This is a genomic window from Photorhabdus akhurstii, assembly GCF_019090985.1.
Classification (GTDB): Bacteria; Pseudomonadota; Gammaproteobacteria; order Enterobacterales; family Enterobacteriaceae; genus Photorhabdus; species Photorhabdus akhurstii.
Genome location: NZ_CP020335.1, coordinates 538,059 through 557,713 on the forward strand (window position 1 = coordinate 538,059; position 19,655 = coordinate 557,713).

Genomic DNA, 19,655 nt, shown 5'->3' on the forward strand with positions numbered 1-19,655 from the left:
TGGATAAAAATAAATTTTTAAAAAAATGGAAATCGTTTTTGATTTATTTTAAATATCTATTACTCTTATTCAGGTGGCTTTAAAATGAGGATAGATGAATGACGCAGCAAACTTTAGCGACTGAATTATCGTTTATTAAACGATTTGGAGCGGCAGAGCAGGAGATTTTGATACCTGAGGCAGTAGATTTTCTGAAAGATCTGGTTGTTCGGTTTACTGATGCACGGAAAAAATTGTTAGTCGATCGGGATATTTGGCAAAAGAAAATTGATGATGGTGAATTGCCTGATTTTATTTCGGAAACCAGTTCCATTCGCGAGAGTGAGTGGGAAATTCAAAATATTCCGGCGGATCTCCGTGATCGCAGAGTAGAAATCACTGGACCAGTAGAACGGAAAATGGTTATCAACGCCTTGAATGCTAACGTAAAAGTTTTCATGGCGGATTTCGAAGATTCCTTAGCGCCGGCTTGGGATAAGGTGATTGAAGGGCAAATCAACCTGCGTGATGCGGTTAATGGCACAATTTCTTATGTTAATGAGCAAGGTAAGCAGTATCAATTGCAACCTGACCCGGCTGTTCTGATCGCACGGGTAAGAGGACTTCATTTACCGGAAAAACATGTTCTTTATCAGCATGAGCCAATCGCCGGTGGATTGTTTGATTTTGCGCTCTATTTTTACCACAACCATAAACAATTGTTGGCAAAGGGAAGCGGCCCCTATTTCTATTTACCAAAAATTCAGTCCTACCATGAAGCTCAGTGGTGGAGTGATGTATTCAGTTTTGCCGAAGATCGTTTTGAATTACCGAGGGGCACAATCAAAGCAACGGTATTGATTGAAACTCTGCCTGCTGTATTCCAGATGGATGAGATTCTTTATCATCTTCGGCACCATATCGTTGGCCTTAATTGTGGCCGTTGGGATTACATTTTCAGCTACATTAAAACACTGAAAAATCATAGTGATCGGGTTCTGCCTGATCGTCAATCTGTCACGATGGATCAACCTTTCCTCAACGCTTATTCCCGTCTGTTGATCAAAACCTGCCATAAGCGCGGAGCATTTGCGATGGGGGGAATGGCTGCTTTTATCCCCAGTAAAGATATTGAACGCAACAACTGGGTACTAGATAAAGTCCGGGCGGATAAAGAGCTGGAAGCACGTAATGGTCATGATGGTACATGGATTGCCCATCCAGGTCTTGCCGACACGGTGGTGGAGGTTTTCGATAAGGTCTTGGCGGAGCGGCAAAACCAGTTAGATATCTTCCGTGAAGAAGATGCACCGATTACCGCGGTTCAATTGCTGGAACCTTGCCCAGGCGATCGTACTGAAGAAGGTATGCGAGCCAATATTCGTGTAGCCGTTCAGTACATTGAAGCGTGGATTTCAGGAAATGGATGCGTGCCTATCTATGGTTTGATGGAAGATGCTGCGACAGCCGAAATTTCCCGGACATCCATTTGGCAGTGGATTCATCACGAAAAGTCATTATCCAACGGTAAAAAAGTGACAAAAAGTTTGTTCAGTCAAATGTTGGCAGAGGAAATGGAGGTTATTAAGCAAGAGGTTGGAGAAACACGTTTCAGCCAAGGGCGATTTAGCGATGCGGCCAAGTTGATGGAGCGCATTACCACTCAGGACGAGTTGATAGATTTCCTGACGTTGCCGGGATATCAATTGCTTGATTAGAGCCAATCCCATTAGAAAAATTTAAGAAACGAATAATAACAAAACACCATTATCCGATTAATTTAACTAAAGGTAGGAAGTAGAAGTTATGACAATCTCCAGAACTCAACAAATCGCTCAACTGGAACAAGAATGGAAAAGTGACCGTTGGAATGGAATTATTCGCCCGTACAGTGCGGAAGATGTAGTTAAATTGCGTGGTTCGGTTAATCCAGAACATACACTGGCACAGTTTGGCGCTAAAAAGCTGTGGGAACTGCTACATGGCAAAGCTAAGAAAGGCTATGTCAACTCATTGGGGGCATTGACTGGCGGGCAAGCATTACAGCAGGCAAAGGCGGGTATTGAGGCGATTTATCTTTCTGGGTGGCAGGTTGCGGCTGATGCTAACACGGCATCCAGTATGTATCCTGATCAGTCCCTGTATCCGGTGGATTCAGTCCCGGCGGTGGTAAAACGTATTAACAACAGTTTCCGTCGGGCAGATCAAATTCAGTGGGCAAATGGTATTGATGCTGATAATCAGGAATATATCGATTATTTTCTGCCAATTGTGGCGGATGCGGAAGCAGGATTTGGTGGTGTTCTGAATGCTTTTGAATTGATGAAAGCCATGATTGAAGCGGGTGCTGCGGCTGTTCACTTTGAAGATCAACTTGCTGCGGTGAAAAAATGTGGTCACATGGGCGGTAAAGTTCTGGTTCCGACACAAGAGGCTATTCAAAAATTGGTCGCTGCGCGTTTGGCGGCGGATGTTTCTGGCGTGCCTACCCTGTTGATTGCTCGTACGGATGCTGATGCGGCCGATCTGTTAACTTCTGACAGTGACGCTTATGACAGTGAATTCATTACTGGCGAGCGGACTTTTGAAGGGTTCTTCCGCACCAGTGCGGGGATCGATCAAGCGATTAGTCGTGGTTTGGCTTATGCGCCGTATGCTGACTTGATATGGTGTGAAACATCAACACCTGATATTGAAATGGCCCGTCGTTTTGCTGAGGCGATTCATGCTAAATATCCCGGTAAATTGCTAGCTTACAACTGTTCTCCATCGTTCAATTGGAAAAAGAATCTGGATGATAAGACGATTGCACGTTTCCAGGATGAACTGTCAGCAATGGGGTATAAATTCCAATTTATTACTCTGGCGGGTATCCACAGTATGTGGTTCAACATGTTCGACTTGGCGCATGCTTACGCGCAGGGTGAAGGCATGAAACATTATGTGGAGAAAGTACAGGAAAGAGAGTTTGAATCAATTAACCGTGGTTATACTTTTTCTTCTCATCAGCAGGAAGTTGGCACAGGTTATTTCGATAAAGTCACAACGATTATTCAAGGGGGAACATCGTCAGTAACCGCATTGACAGGTTCCACAGAAGAGCAGCAGTTCTGATTGTTCTATACCCTATGGATTTCAATTTGAAAGATGACGGGTATATTTCTGATTCTATTCAGCCTGCCGATTGCAGGCTGAATATATTGAGGAGTTGCGATGGGGATAGATTCGGCACATCTGATAGCGCAGACTATTTTACAGGGATTCGATGCACAATATGGTCGCTTTCTGGAAGTGACTTCAGGTGCACAACAACGCTTTGAACAGGCGGACTGGCTCGCTGTTCAGCAAGCGATGAAAAAGCGCATCAATCTTTATGATCATCATGTTGGGTTGGTGGTTGAGCAGCTTAAATGCATACATGGCGCTTTCGGATATGATGAAGAGTACATTGGCAAAGTAAAAGTTGTTTATACCAGTTTATTGCCGGATTATCCCCGGTTTGAAATTGCCGAGAGTTTTTTTAATTCTGTTTATTGCCGTCTGTTTGAGCATCGTAATCTGACACCGGATAAATTATTTATTTTTACTTCTCAGCCTGCCCGGAGATTCCGGGACATTCCCCGTCCGTTGTCGCGTGATTTTTTCCCTAATGGCGATCTTGCCTCAATGTTACGGACAATCCTTAATGATCTGCCGCTACGTTTGCCTTGGGAAAATTTAGCGAGAGATGTTCATTATATTACGGACTATCTACAACAAACATTTCCAGTCGAAGAATTATTACAGGCAACTTTCCAGATAGCTAATGAACTGTTTTATCGTAACAAAGCGGCTTGGCTGGTAGGTAAGATCCGCATGGGAAGTCAAGTTTACCCTTTCTTGTTGCCGATCCATCATAATGAATCTGGCGGGATATTTATCGATACCTGCCTGACTGATTATGCTGATGCCAGCATTGTATTTGGTTTCGCCCGTTCCTATTTTATGGTTTATGCGCCTTTGCCTGCGGCTTTAGTTGAGTGGTTGAGAGAAATTCTGCCCGCCAAATCAACGTCTGAACTTTATATGGCAATCGGCTGCCAAAAGCATGGTAAAACAGAATATTACCGGGAATATCTGGCGTTTATTACCTTCTCCAAAGAGAAATTTATGATTGCCCCCGGAGTTAAAGGGATGGTGATGTTGGTATTCACTTCGCCTTCATTTGATCGCGTCTTTAAGGTGATTAAAGATAGATTTGCGCCGCAGAAAGAGGTGACGCAGGAGCGGGTACAGGAGTGTTACCGTCTGGTCAAGGAGCATGACCGGGTGGGGAGAATGGCCGACACGCAGGAATTTGAAAATTTCGTTATTGATAAAGCCCGCATTAGTCCTGAACTAATGGAAGAGTTACAGAAAGAAGTGCCGGAAAAGCTAGAAGATTTGGGTGATAAAATCCTGATTAAACATCTGTATATGGAACGGCGGATGACACCGTTAAATATCTATATGGAACAGGTAGAAGAGCAGAAGCTGAAAGATGCTATCGAAGAGTACGGTAATGCAATTAAACAACTTGCAGCGGCGAATATTTTCCCTGGCGATATGCTGTTCAAAAACTTTGGTGTGACACGACATGGACGAGTGGTGTTCTACGACTATGATGAAATCTGTTATATGACAGAGGTTAATTTCCGGGATATACCGCCACCGCGTTATCCAGAAGATGAACTTGCTGGTGAACCGTGGTACAGCGTGGCGGCAAATGATGTTTTTCCTGAGGAATTCCGACATTTTCTTTGCACTGACAATCATATTCGTCGTTATTTTGAAGAGATGCATAGTGATTTATTTAAAGCAGACTACTGGCGGGCGTTACAGGAACGGATTAGAAATGGTCATGTGGAAGATGTGTTTGCGTATCGCCGCAAACAGCGGTTTAGTCAACGTACTGAGATAGAAACTTACTCTATTGCTAAAGTTCCAGCCTGATTTTATTGGGAATTGGCGATTGCTGTTAGCGATCGCCATTTTCACCAATAGCTAATATTATTATCCTCATTAAATTATTTCTCTAAATTAAATATAAATTAATCCCTATTTGTTCTTGTGCGGGGTATGAATATTCCTAATAAAAATAAACTTGGGATTCAATATGAAATATATTTCTTATTATGAAGGCATAATTGGAATGTGAATTAAAAACATATATTTAATGATTTCTTTAAGAAATAAGAATAGATCCACTTATTTGTGGAAGTTCTATAATTTTATAGAGTTTGGGAATCAAGGATTTTTAGCCACGGCTAGCGGTTATAAAAAGAATTGATATTTTTGACTCTAAATTAAATACATGAAAATTCTCATATAACATACATATAACTTCGCGAAAGTATTTAAGGATATAATCATGGCTAGTGTAATTTTATACGGTGATAAAATTCATATTAAAAACAACTATAATAATGGAAATGGTGGTTATCTGGACACTAATGGTTATGCAACCGCGCAAGGCGCAAAATATAACGTATACACGGCTGCTTCGCCGAACCGCGCTCCGGGTACAGGTACGGGGACATGGCAAATTTTGTCTACGAGCGGAAAAGCCATAGGGACAGAGGTTTACAGTGGTGATACTGTGTTTCTTTTCAATCTTTACCAGAATAATGGGGGATATCTCGGCACTAATGGTCATGCGCCGTCACCTGAACTTTATAATGTTTATACGGCGGATAAAGCTGCGCGTCCAGTTGATACTCTGACATGGTATATTTTTTCAGATACAACCAGTGGATATGATGGCAAAGTTCGTGAAGGTGATGTTATCCGTTTTCTGAATGGTTATAATAACGTAAGTGGAGGATTTCTCGATACTTGTTTCAATGCTACTGCTGCTGGCGCGGTATATAATGTATATACTTCACGTCTTTCTAACCGGGGCAATGGAACAGGTACTTGGAATTTATCAAAAGCGATTTAATCAGGATGATACTCATCGATTAGTGTCCCATTAACTAATTCTTATATATGTAAGAATCCGGAAATATAATTATTTTCGGATTCTTTATCTTATTTGTCATTGATGTTATTTCTAAACTGGTTAAATAATTTCGTTGTTATTCTATTATATTGACGATAATATTTTCAGAGGGATGATAAATTAAGTTGAATTTATTGGTCTGAAAAGACAGGGCACGAAAAAATTAATGCCCTGAGAATCATATGATAATTTAAGAAAAAGAATTAACGAATCCCGCCATATTCTTTACTGATCTCTTTTGCTGCCCGGATCACCAAAGCACCAAGTTCAGTGATTCGATCATCAGTGATCCGTGAGACTGGGCCGGAAATGGAAATAGCCGCAAAGGCTTGGTGATGCTCATCATAAATACAGGCAGCAATACAGCGCAGACCTAAAGCATGCTCTTCATCATCGAACGAATATCCTTGTTTACGTGCTTGTTCCAGATTTTCTTTTAAACTTGAAGGGGTTGTCTTGGTATGTTGTGTGTAAGAATGAAGTCCTTTCTTATGTAGTAATTGAACCAGTTGGTTATCTGACAATGTTGAAAGAAATGCTTTGCCAGCTCCGGAAGCATGCATCGGCAATTTACCTCCGATAGGGGCGGACATTCTCATCAATGCATTACACTGTACCTGATCGACAATAACCGCTTCATATTCACTGTGATCAAGAATCGCTAAATTAACCGTTTCACCGGAATCTTCCATCAAGCGGCGGAGAATCGGGTGAATGAGTGCCAATAAATTTCGGCTCTGTAAGAAACTGCTGCCGACAATAAAAGTGTGTGAACCGATAACCCACAACCCTAAATCGCCAATCTGACGGACAAAACCGTGCTGTTGCAAAGTGGTCAAAAGTCGGTGAGTGGTGGAATTTGGTAATCCGGCTTGTTGGGCTAAATCAGTCAAGGCGATACCACCGGGTGACTCGGAAATATATTCCAAAAGCGTCAGACCGCGACTTAATGACTGTACTTGCCCGTTAGCAACAGCATTATTCGCCGTAATCTTAGTTTTTTTTGTTTTTTTACTGGTAACGGCAGTGCTCATCGAAATACCCTCTGAATAATAAGATGGAATTCATTTTCATTTCTCATTATGGACGATAAACCTGAAAAACACTCATCCGATGTGTGGAAAATGCTACCTATCATTGAGATTTGAAGAAATCTCAAAATTTTGCCTAGAATCGTTATGATAGTTAATTCACTGTAAATATACAATATTATTAATATGGTAATGGTTTACTATCTATAAATATAACGAGCTGATATTGTTGGTTCGGCACGATATAAACTGCTAAAGTTTGCGAATACTTTCTATATATAAACTGGAATTCCTGTTACTTGGGTAATCTTTGTAGAATGGAATAAGCGATCTTTTTAGAAATTAGCTAATGATATTAGTCGTATTTAAGCAGGGAGAATGTGTGAATAATACCTTGGGGAATTTATAGGTAATATGGTTTTTATCTAACTATTTTTTGATTATATAATTATAAAAGAGCGTCTGTTATTGTTAAAAATAATGTTTTATATTGTTTTAAATTGGTCGTAATTATTTTAATTAATTTTTTATATTTTCATTTGAATTGTAAAAACATGAGAAAATATTATTAATTATATCAAGGATAATATTTTGTTACTATTTTTTCGGAATGGGAGAATTTAATGAAACGCATTTTTTTGATTATCTGTTTTCTAACAACTTTAATTGTAGCGATTATTCAGGGTATCGGTTTGGTACTTCCTGATAAAGTTCCTGTTGAATATTTCAAAGAGAGTGGGTTTAAGAATGTGATGAGAACACTTGGTGTTATTGCTGCGGAACCTCATCCTGCGGCTTCAACACGGCAAGCGTTAATTCGGGCTTACCTGATTAACGAAATGAATAATATGGGATATAACGTTACTGAACATACATTTCATTACTCGGTGGATGATTTGGCCTCTCGGCAGAAGAGAATATATTCAGGCTTCAATAGTCAACAACGCCGAGCTTTTGATAAAGAGTTTGCCAGGATAAATACAGGCAATTTTGCGAAACAAGTGGAGGATCAATCGGAATTAACTGGAACGAATCTTATCGCAAAGTTGGAGGTTCCTTCGCCAAAAGGAACCTTATTATTCATTTCGCATTATGACAGTGTTAGAACTGCGCCAGGAGCCAGCGATAATGGTATGGCCGTCGCTTCGGTACTCCAGTTAATGCGGGATCTTGCTGAAAGAGAAGATATAAAAAACAACGTTATATTCTTATTCTCTGATGCTGAAGAGTTGGGATTACTTGGCGTGCATCACTTTGTTAAGAATATTAATGAAATTGCTACTCAACCAATAGATGTTGTTTTTAATTTTGATGCTCGAGGGAATAATGGCGTGCCACTCTTATTTGAGACATCGGCAAAAAATCTTGCGCTTGTTTCAGAATGGAATCGGAATGCTTATAAGCCGGTAGCTTTTTCATTTAGCCCTATCGTGTACCAGATGTTGCAGAATAACACAGATTTTAGCGTCTTTCTGGATAGAGGGTTTACTGGGATGAATTTTGCTACCATCTTGGGTTACGAGCATTACCACCGTATGAGTGATACTGTTGAGAATCTTAACCTTGGAACTTTGTGGCGATATCAGCGAACGATTCGGGATTTGGGAGTGCATTTCGCGGTAAAAGATGAGATTAACTTATTTAAAGAAAGTGTAGATGCAGTTTACTTTCCTGTACCCTATATTGGGCTGATTATCATGTCTGTATTTACCGCTTTCGTTACAGGTATTTTAACATTTTTATTCTCTATCTCATTAGCGATAAGAAATATATGGTTTTCATCTTCACCCCAAACGGTATCAAATATTCGGAGCATGTTAAGGATAGTTGCTGGATTACTTAGCCTTATCGTCGCATTAATTGTACCTACCGCATCTTATCTTGTCACATTACCTGTTTTATTGTTTTTATTAACGGACTTGATGTTGCGGGAATTCAATAAATTTAGCGTTGCATTGATTTTATTAATTATCTGTACCTATATTACATCTATTCTCTATGTTCCGATTATATACCTTGTTTCTATCGGATTGCAGGCTCCTATAGTGGGCGGTATTCTCGCCCTGCTGCCAATACTTATTTTAGGTGCTGGTATAGTCAGTCTTTGGAAACGAATAACTTAAATATATAAAATTATTCGTTATAATTAAAACTAATATAAAACCAGTTATTGAGTAAAAGAATAGAATGGCTGGTTAATTTCGTTAATTAAATAGTAGTAATGATATAATTAATGAACATTAATTATATCATCATGTAAAATATAGATAAAAATAATATAAATTAACTTATTAAAGTAATGTTAGGAAATAATTTTTCGAATATATTTTTGAATTGATTCATCAATAAATTTCATTGTTCTTATGTATTATTTAAACTAAGATTATCTCTTCTTACTATTAACTGTTTGTGATTTTATGTGGTTATAGCTTTCTATCAATATTGTTTCATATAGATTCAATACATTTAAAATTGATATTTTATTATTGATTAATAACTTATTTATTAATATTTAAATGGTATGATTTACATTTAAAACTAAATTTTTTTGATGTGTAAAATAATTTTTCCAGCAAATAATTTATAAAATAATATATGTTCCTTGATTTATCTATAGCCTATTACTAAGAAAGTATAAGGGGATTTTGTATTGGTTAATAACAAATTAAAAAATCACTAGTAGCTTGGCGAGATGGACAATTATTTGACACCGATCGCATTTAAAATATAAATTTTTTTGGCGGATCTATCGCCAATGTCAGTCACTGGAGTGTGATGTAGTTGTTGAGAGCATATAGATATGAAAAATAATATTAACGGTAATTACTTTAAAGTGGCTGGTAATTTTCTCTGTAATTATAAAGTTTATCGGGGAGATAGTGATGGCAGAGTTATTATATTGTTACCTGCTATTGGTGTGGAAATCAGGAAATATGAAACTTTAATACAACAATTGGTAAAAGAGGGTTTTCAGGTTGTCACTGCTGATATGCCAGGCTATGGAGACAGTCAACCTAAACCAAGTCGAGAAAATGACTATGATTATTCCGATCTATTGCGAGATTATCTGCCGGCAATGTTAGATAAGGCTATTGAATTAAATAGCAATAAAATTCCTATTGTTTTTGGTCACAGTCTCGGGGGGCATATTGCGACGCTCTTTGCCTGCTCGACTGACAGGCCATTTTCTCTGTTTTGTGTGGCAACCGGGAACGTATGGTATAAGAATTGGCAGGGAATGGGGAGGGTACAGATAATAACAGCAGCCATTATTTTTAACATTCTGACTGCGTTATATGGTTATCTCCCCGGGAAAAAGATTGGTTTTGGCATAAGAGAAGCTAAGGGATTAATGCGGGATTGGGCCAGAACCGCTTGTGCGGGAAATTATGATCATGTCCGTGCTTATAAGGGTAAGGAGAATAAAAATTTATCCAAGGCTGTTTATATCTGTTTTAAAGGAGATAATTGGGCTCCGTTAAAGTCTACTCAAGTACTAGCAAGTCTTATACCTAACGCAGAAGTTAGGGAAATAACTTTATCTTTCAAAGGTAATCCTCACAGCGCCTGGATTAAACAGCCAGGAGATCTTATTGCAATCATGAAAAGAGAAATAATGGAGAATAGAGATGATTAATACATTGAAAATTCTGCGTTGGGAATTTCTAGGATTGTTTTTTATCAGTTTATTTCTGACCTGGCAGCTTGAAAGTTATATAAATTGGTGGCAATTTATTTTGTTGTTTTTTCTGATTGATATTATTGGTTATTACCCAGGGCGGATCTGGAGTTTGTTGAATAAAAAAGAAACTCCACCTTCAGCTTTTTATACCATTTATAATATCTGCCACAATTTATTCACACTCAGTGTGATTAGTTTGCTTTGGATCTGGTTCTTTAAGGACAATTACAGCGTTATTGCACTATTTGTCCATATCTGTCTGGATCGTGGTGTACTGGGAAATTTTCCTAAGTTATCTATTAATATATTTAAACAACCAACTGTTCATTGAAATAAATCATTGTAAAGAGATAACTTACTTGGAGGGGCATTTATTTATGAGTTTAATTAAACAGGCATCGGAAATAGAAATGCAGGCAAAAGATTGGGGTTTGGATGAGTGGTTCACTGAACAGATAAGTGTTGAGCAAAGAAAAAGAAGCCATTATGCCAATGATCCTAAATTAACCTATTTGCCGGGTGATTTACGGGAGTCTCTGATCCGGGAGCTTTCTTTTAAATCGATTTCGGAATATGAAGCAACGAAAGCGTTATTGTTACTTGCAGATAAGGCACCTGACAATATCAACTTCGATTATATGCTGACTCAGATATTTGATGAAGGCAGACATGCTAAATTATTCAGAGAACATCTGGTCAGAATAGGCTTTGCGAACATCGACAATGTGGCCGGAAAGATGGAAAGCCTCTTACGAGGAAAAATGACCAATATGTTGGAGACATTAAGAACCTATTTCGACAAATGGGTGGTATTGAAAAATGATTATATTGCAGGTGTGTTGATTATTACTGTCGTTTTGGAAGGCGTACTTGCGCCAACTTCGGAACTCAGCGAAATCAAGTGGCGTCCCTTTGATATTACGGCGGCTGAGACACAGGCCAGAGCGAATGCTGATGAATTAAGACATCTGACGGTGTGTGCAAATATCGTCAAGATGGCGCTTGAAAATGATAATTCTCTAAAGCCATCGGCTCTTGAGTGTATAGAAGAAGGATTGGCGTTATGGAACCAGGTATCTGTTGATGACTTGTTTGTGGAGCGTGAAATGTTCTATCAACGGGGTATGCAGAACCATTTGCGCTTGATTGAAGGTTATGAATTAGCGCCTGGGGTGTTGTTGTCCGATTCTACGGTGGAATCTCGCCTTGAACTATCTCATTCTTTGGTTGAACAGATGCAGCAGTCACGCCTTAAATACATGGGCTTAGCGTAGATATTGGCCTTATTCAGCAGGTTGTTTGAATAGGCAAAGGAGAATTAAAAATGACAAATATTGTTGAAGAACTCAGGAAGAATAGCGGGAAATACCAACATTTGACACCAGATAGATTGAAAAGATTGTTATTGGGTTCTGAGGCCGCCTCACAATGCCTGCGTTTGATGGCTCAATCCAGTATAGATGGACTTCATCAAGTGGGTAATACTATCCGTGAAGCTTCTGCGTGGCTTCCCGCTGTTGGGATTGCCTTAACAATGCATAATCATATTGTGCTGGCTTGCAGTAAGTTTCCTGACATATTCGAAGACAGCAACGTATTATTGAATGAAGTTATGGCATCAAAAGCGTTGGTTGCTTCTGCTTTTGCAGAAGGACTACCTGGAATGAATATTTTTACACCATCACTTAAAATGCATTCAAAAGAGGGAAAGCTGTTTGTTAATGGTTCGAAAAAACCTTGTTCTCTATCTTCGATTGCTGACTATTATGTGTTATCAGTCTGCGATACCGATAATGACGATGAGATGAGAGTTGTGCTGATTTCTAAATCGGCGCAGAACTCCAAGGTTATTCCTTTTTGGAAATTGGGAATTTTGACTGAAAGTGATAATCAAGAAATCAAATTCTTAGATGCCGAAGTATCACCTAAACGACTTTCCCATTATAAGGGGATTGAACAACAGATGGTGCTTTCCTGCGGTTTATCACTATTTAATTATTTTGCCGCTAATACTTATTCTGGAATTCTTGATGGACTTACTCGGTTTATTCCTGAGAAGGTAGTAGAACAGCGGCCAATTAAATATACCCTGACTCAAGCTGATTATAAGATTAATGTTATTCTCGGTCAGATGTTGATTATTGCCTTTTATGCTAGCCAGGATGAACATGCCGTCCATAAGATTCTCGCGTTACGTTATACCTTGGAAAAGATCCTTGAGGAAACTGCCGGTTTCATATTCCGATGTTGCGGTGGGGTTAAGGTAATGACAACACCAGAAATTATGAATTTCTATTTGGCAGTACAGTTATTCAAATTTCATCCGATAGGAGAATTCCAAATGATTAACCAGATCATGCAACAAGATTAATTACTTTTATAATCACCTATTTATAGCTCAAGGATTTTTTCATGCTGTTTACAGCATGACTTTGTGCACCTAAAAAAAGAGAGAAAACTATGTTTGTTAATCAATATCGTGAGAATTTATTAAGCTCTGTGGGCCTTGAATTGGACATTAAGTCTGCTCAAGATAATCGGCTTACATTATCGGATGGCCAGGTTGTTAAGGATTTTTTGGCTCAATATGGCGCACTGCCATTTGGGCATAATCCTGATTTCGCTATCGCTGAAATTAATAGATTCACTGAAAATAAAGAACCTATCTTCTTTCAGCCCAATATTCACAAAAAGGTACGGCTATTAGCTGAAATGCTTGCAGAGCAAATAGATAAGGAAAAATATACCCACTGTACTTTTACTAACAGCGGCGCTGAAACAGTAGAAGCTGCGATTAAATTTACCCGTTTGTTTACTGGCAGAAAGCGTATTTTAAGTTTGCATCGCAGTTTTCATGGTAAAACTTATTCGGCATTATCCGCTACAGGATCACATCGGTTTAAGGCTGATTTCATTTACGATGATAAATTATATGAGCAGGTTGATAGTGAAGATTTAGATGAAATAAAAAGAAAGCTGGAGAGCCGGGAGTTTGCCGCATTTATCATTGAACCGGTGCAAGGAGAAGGCGGAATGAAAGTTATTCCACCAGATACCTTGTCCAAGATTTTGGCACTGTGTAAAGGGAATGGCACATTGTCAGTATTTGATGAAGTTCAGACGGGTATCGGTAGGCTTGGGTCATTCTGTGCAGCCACGCTCTATGCTTTGAAACCGGATGTGATCCTGTTTTCCAAGGCGTTAGGAGCAGGTATCTCGCCGATTGGCGCGATGTTGTATTCACATGAGCTTTATTTATCCGAGTTTGATAGGAAACATAGCTCTACTTTTGCCAATAACGTTCTGGCGGCGACGATGGGGATTGCTGTTATCGAGCATCTGACTAAAGATGATGGTAAAGCGTTAACCCATATTCAAGAAGTCAGCCGCTATGTTGATGAATGTCTTGAACAATTGTCTGCTAAATACCCGGAGCATTTTTACTGGCAAGGGGCTGGGTTGATGCGTGGTCTTGAAATACAGGACAGCAAAGCGGCTTCCAATATCTTTATCAATTTCAGTCAAAGAAGCGGTGGTCTGGCTTATATCATTTGTAGTTTCTTATTGAAATATTATGGCCTTTTCACCATGCCGTTAATGTCTCGCCCTTGTTCTGTACGTTTTGAACCACCGCTTAACGTTTCCAAAGAGGATATCAAGACGTTTTTCACGGCTTTTGATGAGGTATGTCAACTGGTTCAGAATGGACGATATGACATTCTTTTTTCACACTTGATAGACGTACCTGTTGCGAATCTCCCGCCGCCTTCGGTGAGTTATCCCATTTCAAGAAACAATAATATTGCTCAGATTAAAGCGCCTGTCTCTGGATTGGCGGAGGGTAAGAAATTCGCTTTCTTGATGCATACTACTTCGGTCAATGAGCTTGCTCACACTTATTGCCTGTCAATAAAGGAGAATTACACGCTGGAGCAGCAGAAACAGCTCAGTGACTGGATCATGCAGGTTTCCTCGATTGATTTTAATCCTGATGTCGCTATTGAGTTTGGTGTCGAAAGTTCAGCGGCATATGCGAATGGTATGCTCCTTTTCTCACCTATCAGTCCCGAAGATATGATGGCATTATCGGCGAAAGAACGGGCGGTATTGATGAAGGAATATCTTGATGTGGCGGAGAGAAATGGCGCTGAAATCGTCGGTTTAGGGGCTTACACCTCGGTTATTACTAACGGTGGTCATAGTTTGGTGAATAATCGGCAGGGCAGGATATTGACTAATGGCAACTCTCTGACAGCGGTGGCGGTGATTGAGGGGATACGCTCAATGTTGACGGAAAATGCATCTCAGCAAACCTTGGCGGTAGTGGGCGCTAGAGGCTCGGTAGGCAGGCTTTCAGTCACGGGTTTAGCCCATAACTTTGGTCGGATTATTTTGGTTAGCCGTCCTAATAAAGCGCGCATCTTGCTCTCTGAACTGACCAAAGCGCTTCTTTCCGCAGTGTTAAGAACACATGATGTTATCCAGCCGGATTCGGTCATGGATAAGATGAGAAAATGGCTGTTTAAACAAAATCCGGGGGTGACAGATGCTCAAGTATTACATCAGCAAGTTCTTGAAGTCGTTGATACTTTTGGTTTAGAGGCGATAGAGAGTTATGAGCACTTCTTGAGTCAGGCGGATTTTATCGTTTCGGCAACGAGTGAAGGTAAGCCTTTCTTGAATACGCATTACTTAAAAGATTCCGCTATCGTTTTTGATGCGGCCAGACCTTTCGATTTCATTCGGGATGGCAATCATCAAATTTACGAGGGGGGATTGGTCTATCAGCCTGAGAAAGTGACTTATAGCGATTGCAACGTGATCGATGTACCTGCGGGGGTAAATCTTGCCTGCTTATCAGAAACTATCGCTGTGGCGCTTGAAGGGGTGAGTGTTCATCAAAGCATCGGTAAATCTATTGATTATAATGATGCATTGGCGATTCGGGATATCGCAAGGAAGCATGGGTTCATTCCTGTCCAGTATTCCCGAAATAATCAAGGTGAGCGTTATGAGTATGTTGCTTGATGCTCCTCAGATAATTGCCACCGGGAACGCTCAGGATGTTCTTGGCAACAGTCATCTCAGAAAAATGCTTTGCTATGCAAAGCACCCGTTGAGTAGCCTGTTGTTCAATAGTGAAACGTATTGGTTTACTAATCAAAAGGGGGCTATTGGTTTCTTTCAGGACAAAAATCTGCATATGTGTGTAGGTGGTATTTTGGCTCCTGGAGAAGAACGAGCTGCACTTTTGCACTCTTTTCTCAACTTCACCAAAGAAAAGCGGGCTTTCCCGGTTTTTCTGCACGGTGATGAGAGTGATTTTGTATTGTTGAAAAATAATGGCTTTTCTGTGAACCAGCTTGGCGCGAGTTATTCATTGAGTCTTGATGGATATAATATGCAAGGCAAACGGTTTCAGCAGCTTAGAAATAAAATCAGTAAATCCAGAAGAGCGGGGATTTCCGTTCGAGAGATCTGCTCGCAAGAGGAATATTATCGATTTAAACCACAACTAGAACATATTAATCAGCTTTGGTTGAAAGAAAAACATGCGAAGGCCCTGAAAAAATTGGTGATTGATTTCAACACCGTAGAAGTGAGTTCAGGCGAGCACAGAGTCTATGTTGCAGCACAGGGAGAACAAATTCAGGCATATATTGTTTATAGCTATACTTGGGGGGAGACATCGGGATGGTTTCATAACCTATCTCGAAAAAAACCGGATATACCCGACGGCACGATGCAATTTATTAATGAAACTGCGATTAATGACTTCCTGAAAGAGGGGATAGTTTCCTACTTGCATTTGGGCTTCACCCCTTTGGTGGAGTTCGGCGAGGAGGGATACATTAATGACTCAGCGATCTTTTATAAAGTTGCCAAATGGTTGTCATCAAAAGGCGGTATTGTTTATCCTGCGGCTTCGCAACGTCAATATAAAATGAGCTGGCGGCCATCGTTAATTGAACCGGAATATATTGCTTTCCCCCGAGGAAAAGCTATGAAAGCATTATGGTCAACATTGCGAACGACTAATAGTATTTAGCCTTTTCTTAATGTTAGGTAACAGGTGATCAGTCGGGGATAAAAATACTGCGCTGATCACCTGTCATAGGGTATAATTGCTCGCTTATTGATATGTTTTATATGGTAAATCTATTTTACTGAGCGTCTATATTTGAAATTGCTTTTCTTTTTATTTTCGGCTTTATGTCAATTATTTTATAATTTCACATTCATTATTGTTATATCTTGACAGTAAAGATTTTGTATCAACTTTACTGTTATTGGTGACTGGAAAGTTATCAATATTGATAAATTCACTGGGTATCATATAGGAAGGTAAATTCTTTTTAAGAAGGTTAACTAAATTTTCCTTATCAATAATGGTTTTGAATTTACAGAAAGCAACCAAGCGAACAATAGAACCATCTTCTTTTTTTAATGGCAAAACAACAGCGCTATCAACGATAGGAAGATTCATCAGCCTTTCTTCAATTTCATGTAGCTCAATACGATATCCATTTAGTTTTATTTGATTATCTTCCCTGCCAAAGCAATACCAGATATTATCAATTAATTTGCCGATATCTCCGGTTCGGAAACTTCTCATCCCATCTTGATTAATTGTCAATCTATTATTATCTTCCGCTTTGGCGCCAATATATTTTCTCATTACATGAGCGCCAGAGATAACAATTTCATCATTTTCCAATGTCAGAGTCGAGCCTGATCTTGATTCTCCAATTGGCAATAATTCCATTTCCGAATGGAGATGTTGATCGCTAATTTCAATTAACGTTGTTGCCACGGTAGCTTCTGTGGGACCATAAGTATTATAGATAATGGCAGATGGAAATCTTTTCCTTAAATGCTTAACGAGATTTTTACTTAGAATTTCGCCACAAAATAGGAAATGTTTTAGATTTTTTAAAAAGGAGGAATTGAAATCCTGAGATAATAACTGCTTATAAGAAAAAGAAGGTGTGGAAACCCATACCGTTGGCTGATAATAATTTAAAGCTTGATAGAATTTTTCAGAATCAGTGGTTGTTTCTTGAGAAATGCAAATACATGTACCACCGTATACCAATGTACCAAATGTTTCATACATGGATAAATCAAAATTAAATAGTGCTTGATTCATGAAAACAGGTTTTTCACCAAGCTTGAAATCATTGTACATCCATCGCATAAGATCATAAACGCTTTCACGTCCAATGACGACGCCTTTAGGTTTTCCTGTGCTACCGGATGTAAACATTATATAGGCAACACTGTCTTCATCAAACTCAATATAATCAACGTTTGTCGTTTTGAATGTATTGCTAATAACATCGTAGTAATAAGGCGTGTTGGATAGTGATGCAATTTCTAACAAACGTTGCGTTGGATAAATTATATCGATTGGAATAAATGGGATCTTATAGGTTATACATGCATAAATTGAAACTAAAAAATTAGCTTCTTTATGTCCGTATAAGATCAATGGCGTGTTGCGGTTTAAATTTAGTTCTAAATATTTAGAATGCCACTTTTTAATTTCATCATATAAATCGCGCCAATAAATGACTTGATCTGAACCTACAATGGCGGGATTGTCTGGATGAGAAGGTGCTATTATTCTATCGTTAATCAATAGGTCAAAGTTTGATTCGCTATATTCGTTGAGATATTTCATTTTATAAAACTGTATCCACTAAATATATATAAAGAGAAACAAATTAAAGTTAAAGTTATCAGTCTGCCAAAGAAAGAGATGAGTTTTGTATCTAAGATATTAGTGAGGTTTTCTTTATCTCTGGTGTAATTAATTAAACAATTATGCATTACAGAGTAAAAACCAAATAAAGCACCACTTATAATATAATTAAGCTCTAGCCCATTCCAAATACCCATACAAAATAATGTGATAAAAATACTGATATTCTGGGCAAGAAGTCTATGGTTTTTGAAAAATTCTTTCTCCATTAGCATCTTATATAATGGCATAAAGATGACGTCTCTTAACCATTCAGATAAACTAATATGAAATCTACGCCAAAAGTCCTGTGGGTTTTTGGCTAAAATTGGATAATGGAAATTAATAGGTAAGTTTATGCCAAATAGCTTGCCTGCGCCACAAGCCATATTGGTATAACCTGCAAAATCAAAATATAAGTAAAAACTATAACTTATAGCAACGATTAAGTATGATTCAATAGTGTCTTTATTAATATAGTCAGATAAAAAGACGTTATAGATAATGGCGGCGAATAAAAATTTCTGAACTACACCATATAGTATTTGTCCGGCACCGGAAAACCATTTATCTAAAGAAACTGGCACTTGTAATTCAAGTAAATCACGTTTGAAGCTGTTCCATCTATACATAGGGCCAGCCAGCCAAACTAATGGTAAGAATAAATAAGCAAAATATTCGTAAATTACTATTTTTTGCTGTTTACTGGAGAATAAAATGACATCTATAGCCCTGAATGTAAAAAAGGATAAACCGATAACTCCGAGTAGATGACTAAATTCCAAATTTAATTTAACTAAAAATAAAGGTAAAATGATTAGCAGAGAAGATACTAATTTATTAATTATATTCTTTTTGAAAATTAAAGTTATTAAATAGAAATAAACAGATAACGCTATAGGTATATAAATTTTATATCTGAAAATAATACACCAGCAAATAATAGAAAATACACTTAATGCAATTTTAGAATTTATTTTTTTATTAAAAAATAGAAAAAATAAGGAAAAAATAAATGAGGCTGAAAATAGATAAATGAAAAAGTTAAAATTTGCAAACATGTTTTTTATGCCTTATTTATTCTAAAATTGCTGATATTCATATTTTACTTTAACTTCACTGCTACCATTGACGATAGAATCAGAATGATAAAATAAGGTAAGCATTAGAAAAAGATATAATAAAAAAGCCTTTATAAAA

14 protein-coding genes are annotated in these 19,655 nt (G+C 38.4%); 11 read left to right on the forward strand and 3 right to left on the reverse strand.

The window, feature by feature from the left end; all coding sequences use genetic code 11:
* Positions 1-98 precede the first annotated feature (98 nt).
* The 4 genes from aceB (at position 99) to B0X70_RS02360 (ending at position 5,938) form a co-directional block, all read left to right on the forward strand.
* Complete coding sequence (gene aceB / locus B0X70_RS02345) at positions 99-1,697, forward strand: malate synthase A (protein ID WP_040154064.1); 1,599 nt, start codon at positions 99-101, stop codon at positions 1,695-1,697.
* An 88-nt stretch (positions 1,698-1,785) separates the two neighbouring features.
* Entirely contained in the window at positions 1,786-3,093 is a 1,308-nt protein-coding gene (gene aceA / locus B0X70_RS02350) for an isocitrate lyase (RefSeq protein ID WP_217470795.1), read from the forward strand.
* A gap of 99 nt (positions 3,094-3,192) precedes the next feature.
* Positions 3,193-4,950 carry a bifunctional isocitrate dehydrogenase kinase/phosphatase gene (aceK, locus tag B0X70_RS02355; protein ID WP_217470796.1) on the forward strand — a complete coding sequence of 586 codons (1,758 nt, stop codon included), beginning with the start codon at positions 3,193-3,195 and terminating at the stop codon, positions 4,948-4,950.
* A gap of 418 nt (positions 4,951-5,368) precedes the next feature.
* Complete coding sequence (locus tag B0X70_RS02360) at positions 5,369-5,938, forward strand: hypothetical protein (RefSeq protein WP_217470797.1); 570 nt, start codon at positions 5,369-5,371, stop codon at positions 5,936-5,938.
* A 263-nt stretch (positions 5,939-6,201) separates the two neighbouring features.
* Here the strand turns inward: B0X70_RS02360 and iclR are convergent, their stop codons facing one another.
* Complete coding sequence (gene iclR, locus B0X70_RS02365; RefSeq protein WP_036811496.1) at positions 6,202-7,032, reverse strand: glyoxylate bypass operon transcriptional repressor IclR; 831 nt, start codon at positions 7,030-7,032, stop codon at positions 6,202-6,204.
* A 620-nt stretch (positions 7,033-7,652) separates the two neighbouring features.
* Here iclR and B0X70_RS02370 point away from each other — a divergent pair.
* The 7 genes from B0X70_RS02370 to B0X70_RS02400 all read left to right on the forward strand — a co-directional run bounded on the left by B0X70_RS02370 (position 7,653) and on the right by B0X70_RS02400 (position 16,760).
* Positions 7,653-9,152, forward strand: a complete 1,500-nt coding sequence (locus tag B0X70_RS02370; RefSeq protein WP_217470798.1) for a M28 family metallopeptidase — start codon at positions 7,653-7,655, stop codon at positions 9,150-9,152.
* 677 nt (positions 9,153-9,829) lie between these two features.
* Positions 9,830-10,666, forward strand: coding sequence for an alpha/beta fold hydrolase (locus B0X70_RS02375; RefSeq protein ID WP_217470799.1), 837 nt, complete (start codon positions 9,830-9,832; stop codon positions 10,664-10,666).
* The gene (locus B0X70_RS02380) at positions 10,659-11,042 is read left to right on the forward strand and encodes a membrane protein (RefSeq protein ID WP_036778138.1); all 384 of its coding nucleotides are present in this window, start codon (positions 10,659-10,661) and stop codon (positions 11,040-11,042) included. Before B0X70_RS02375 ends, B0X70_RS02380 begins: the two co-directional genes overlap by 8 nt.
* A 46-nt stretch (positions 11,043-11,088) precedes the next feature.
* Positions 11,089-11,985 (forward strand): hypothetical protein, encoded by an 897-nt coding sequence (locus B0X70_RS02385; protein ID WP_217470800.1) that lies wholly within the window; start codon positions 11,089-11,091, stop codon positions 11,983-11,985.
* 50 nt (positions 11,986-12,035) lie between these two features.
* Positions 12,036-13,082 (forward strand): acyl-CoA dehydrogenase, encoded by a 1,047-nt coding sequence (locus B0X70_RS02390; RefSeq protein ID WP_217470801.1) that lies wholly within the window; start codon positions 12,036-12,038, stop codon positions 13,080-13,082.
* Positions 13,083-13,171: 89 nt separating this feature from the next.
* Entirely contained in the window at positions 13,172-15,739 is a 2,568-nt protein-coding gene (locus B0X70_RS02395; RefSeq protein WP_217470802.1) for an aminotransferase class III-fold pyridoxal phosphate-dependent enzyme, read from the forward strand.
* Positions 15,723-16,760, forward strand: a complete 1,038-nt coding sequence (locus tag B0X70_RS02400; RefSeq protein ID WP_217470803.1) for a phosphatidylglycerol lysyltransferase domain-containing protein — start codon at positions 15,723-15,725, stop codon at positions 16,758-16,760. The genes B0X70_RS02395 and B0X70_RS02400 overlap by 17 nt, the downstream gene beginning before the upstream one ends.
* Positions 16,761-16,931: 171 nt before the next feature.
* Here B0X70_RS02400 and B0X70_RS02405 read toward each other — a convergent pair whose 3' ends face one another.
* Together B0X70_RS02405 and B0X70_RS02410 are read right to left on the reverse strand one after the other, a co-directional pair.
* Positions 16,932-18,395 (reverse strand): AMP-binding protein, encoded by a 1,464-nt coding sequence (locus tag B0X70_RS02405; RefSeq protein ID WP_105394552.1) that lies wholly within the window; start codon positions 18,393-18,395, stop codon positions 16,932-16,934.
* A complete protein-coding gene (locus tag B0X70_RS02410; protein WP_217470804.1) occupies positions 18,392-19,516 on the reverse strand; it encodes an MBOAT family O-acyltransferase in 1,125 nt (374 codons plus the stop codon). The genes B0X70_RS02405 and B0X70_RS02410 overlap by 4 nt, the downstream gene beginning before the upstream one ends.
* Between the last annotated feature and the right edge of the window lie 139 nt (positions 19,517-19,655).

Coding starts and splice junctions, on each gene's coding strand:
- aceB (WP_040154064.1), top strand. CDS start 99: ATGACGCAGCAAACTTTAGCGACTGAATTATCGTTTATTAAACGATTT.
- aceA (WP_217470795.1), top strand. CDS start 1,786: ATGACAATCTCCAGAACTCAACAAATCGCTCAACTGGAACAAGAATGG.
- aceK (WP_217470796.1), top strand. CDS start 3,193: ATGGGGATAGATTCGGCACATCTGATAGCGCAGACTATTTTACAGGGA.
- B0X70_RS02360 (WP_217470797.1), top strand. CDS start 5,369: ATGGCTAGTGTAATTTTATACGGTGATAAAATTCATATTAAAAACAAC.
- iclR (WP_036811496.1), bottom strand. CDS start 7,032: ATGAGCACTGCCGTTACCAGTAAAAAAACAAAAAAAACTAAGATTACG.
- B0X70_RS02370 (WP_217470798.1), top strand. CDS start 7,653: ATGAAACGCATTTTTTTGATTATCTGTTTTCTAACAACTTTAATTGTA.
- B0X70_RS02375 (WP_217470799.1), top strand. CDS start 9,830: ATGAAAAATAATATTAACGGTAATTACTTTAAAGTGGCTGGTAATTTT.
- B0X70_RS02380 (WP_036778138.1), top strand. CDS start 10,659: ATGATTAATACATTGAAAATTCTGCGTTGGGAATTTCTAGGATTGTTT.
- B0X70_RS02385 (WP_217470800.1), top strand. CDS start 11,089: ATGAGTTTAATTAAACAGGCATCGGAAATAGAAATGCAGGCAAAAGAT.
- B0X70_RS02390 (WP_217470801.1), top strand. CDS start 12,036: ATGACAAATATTGTTGAAGAACTCAGGAAGAATAGCGGGAAATACCAA.
- B0X70_RS02395 (WP_217470802.1), top strand. CDS start 13,172: ATGTTTGTTAATCAATATCGTGAGAATTTATTAAGCTCTGTGGGCCTT.
- B0X70_RS02400 (WP_217470803.1), top strand. CDS start 15,723: ATGAGTATGTTGCTTGATGCTCCTCAGATAATTGCCACCGGGAACGCT.
- B0X70_RS02405 (WP_105394552.1), bottom strand. CDS start 18,395: ATGAAATATCTCAACGAATATAGCGAATCAAACTTTGACCTATTGATT.
- B0X70_RS02410 (WP_217470804.1), bottom strand. CDS start 19,516: ATGTTTGCAAATTTTAACTTTTTCATTTATCTATTTTCAGCCTCATTT.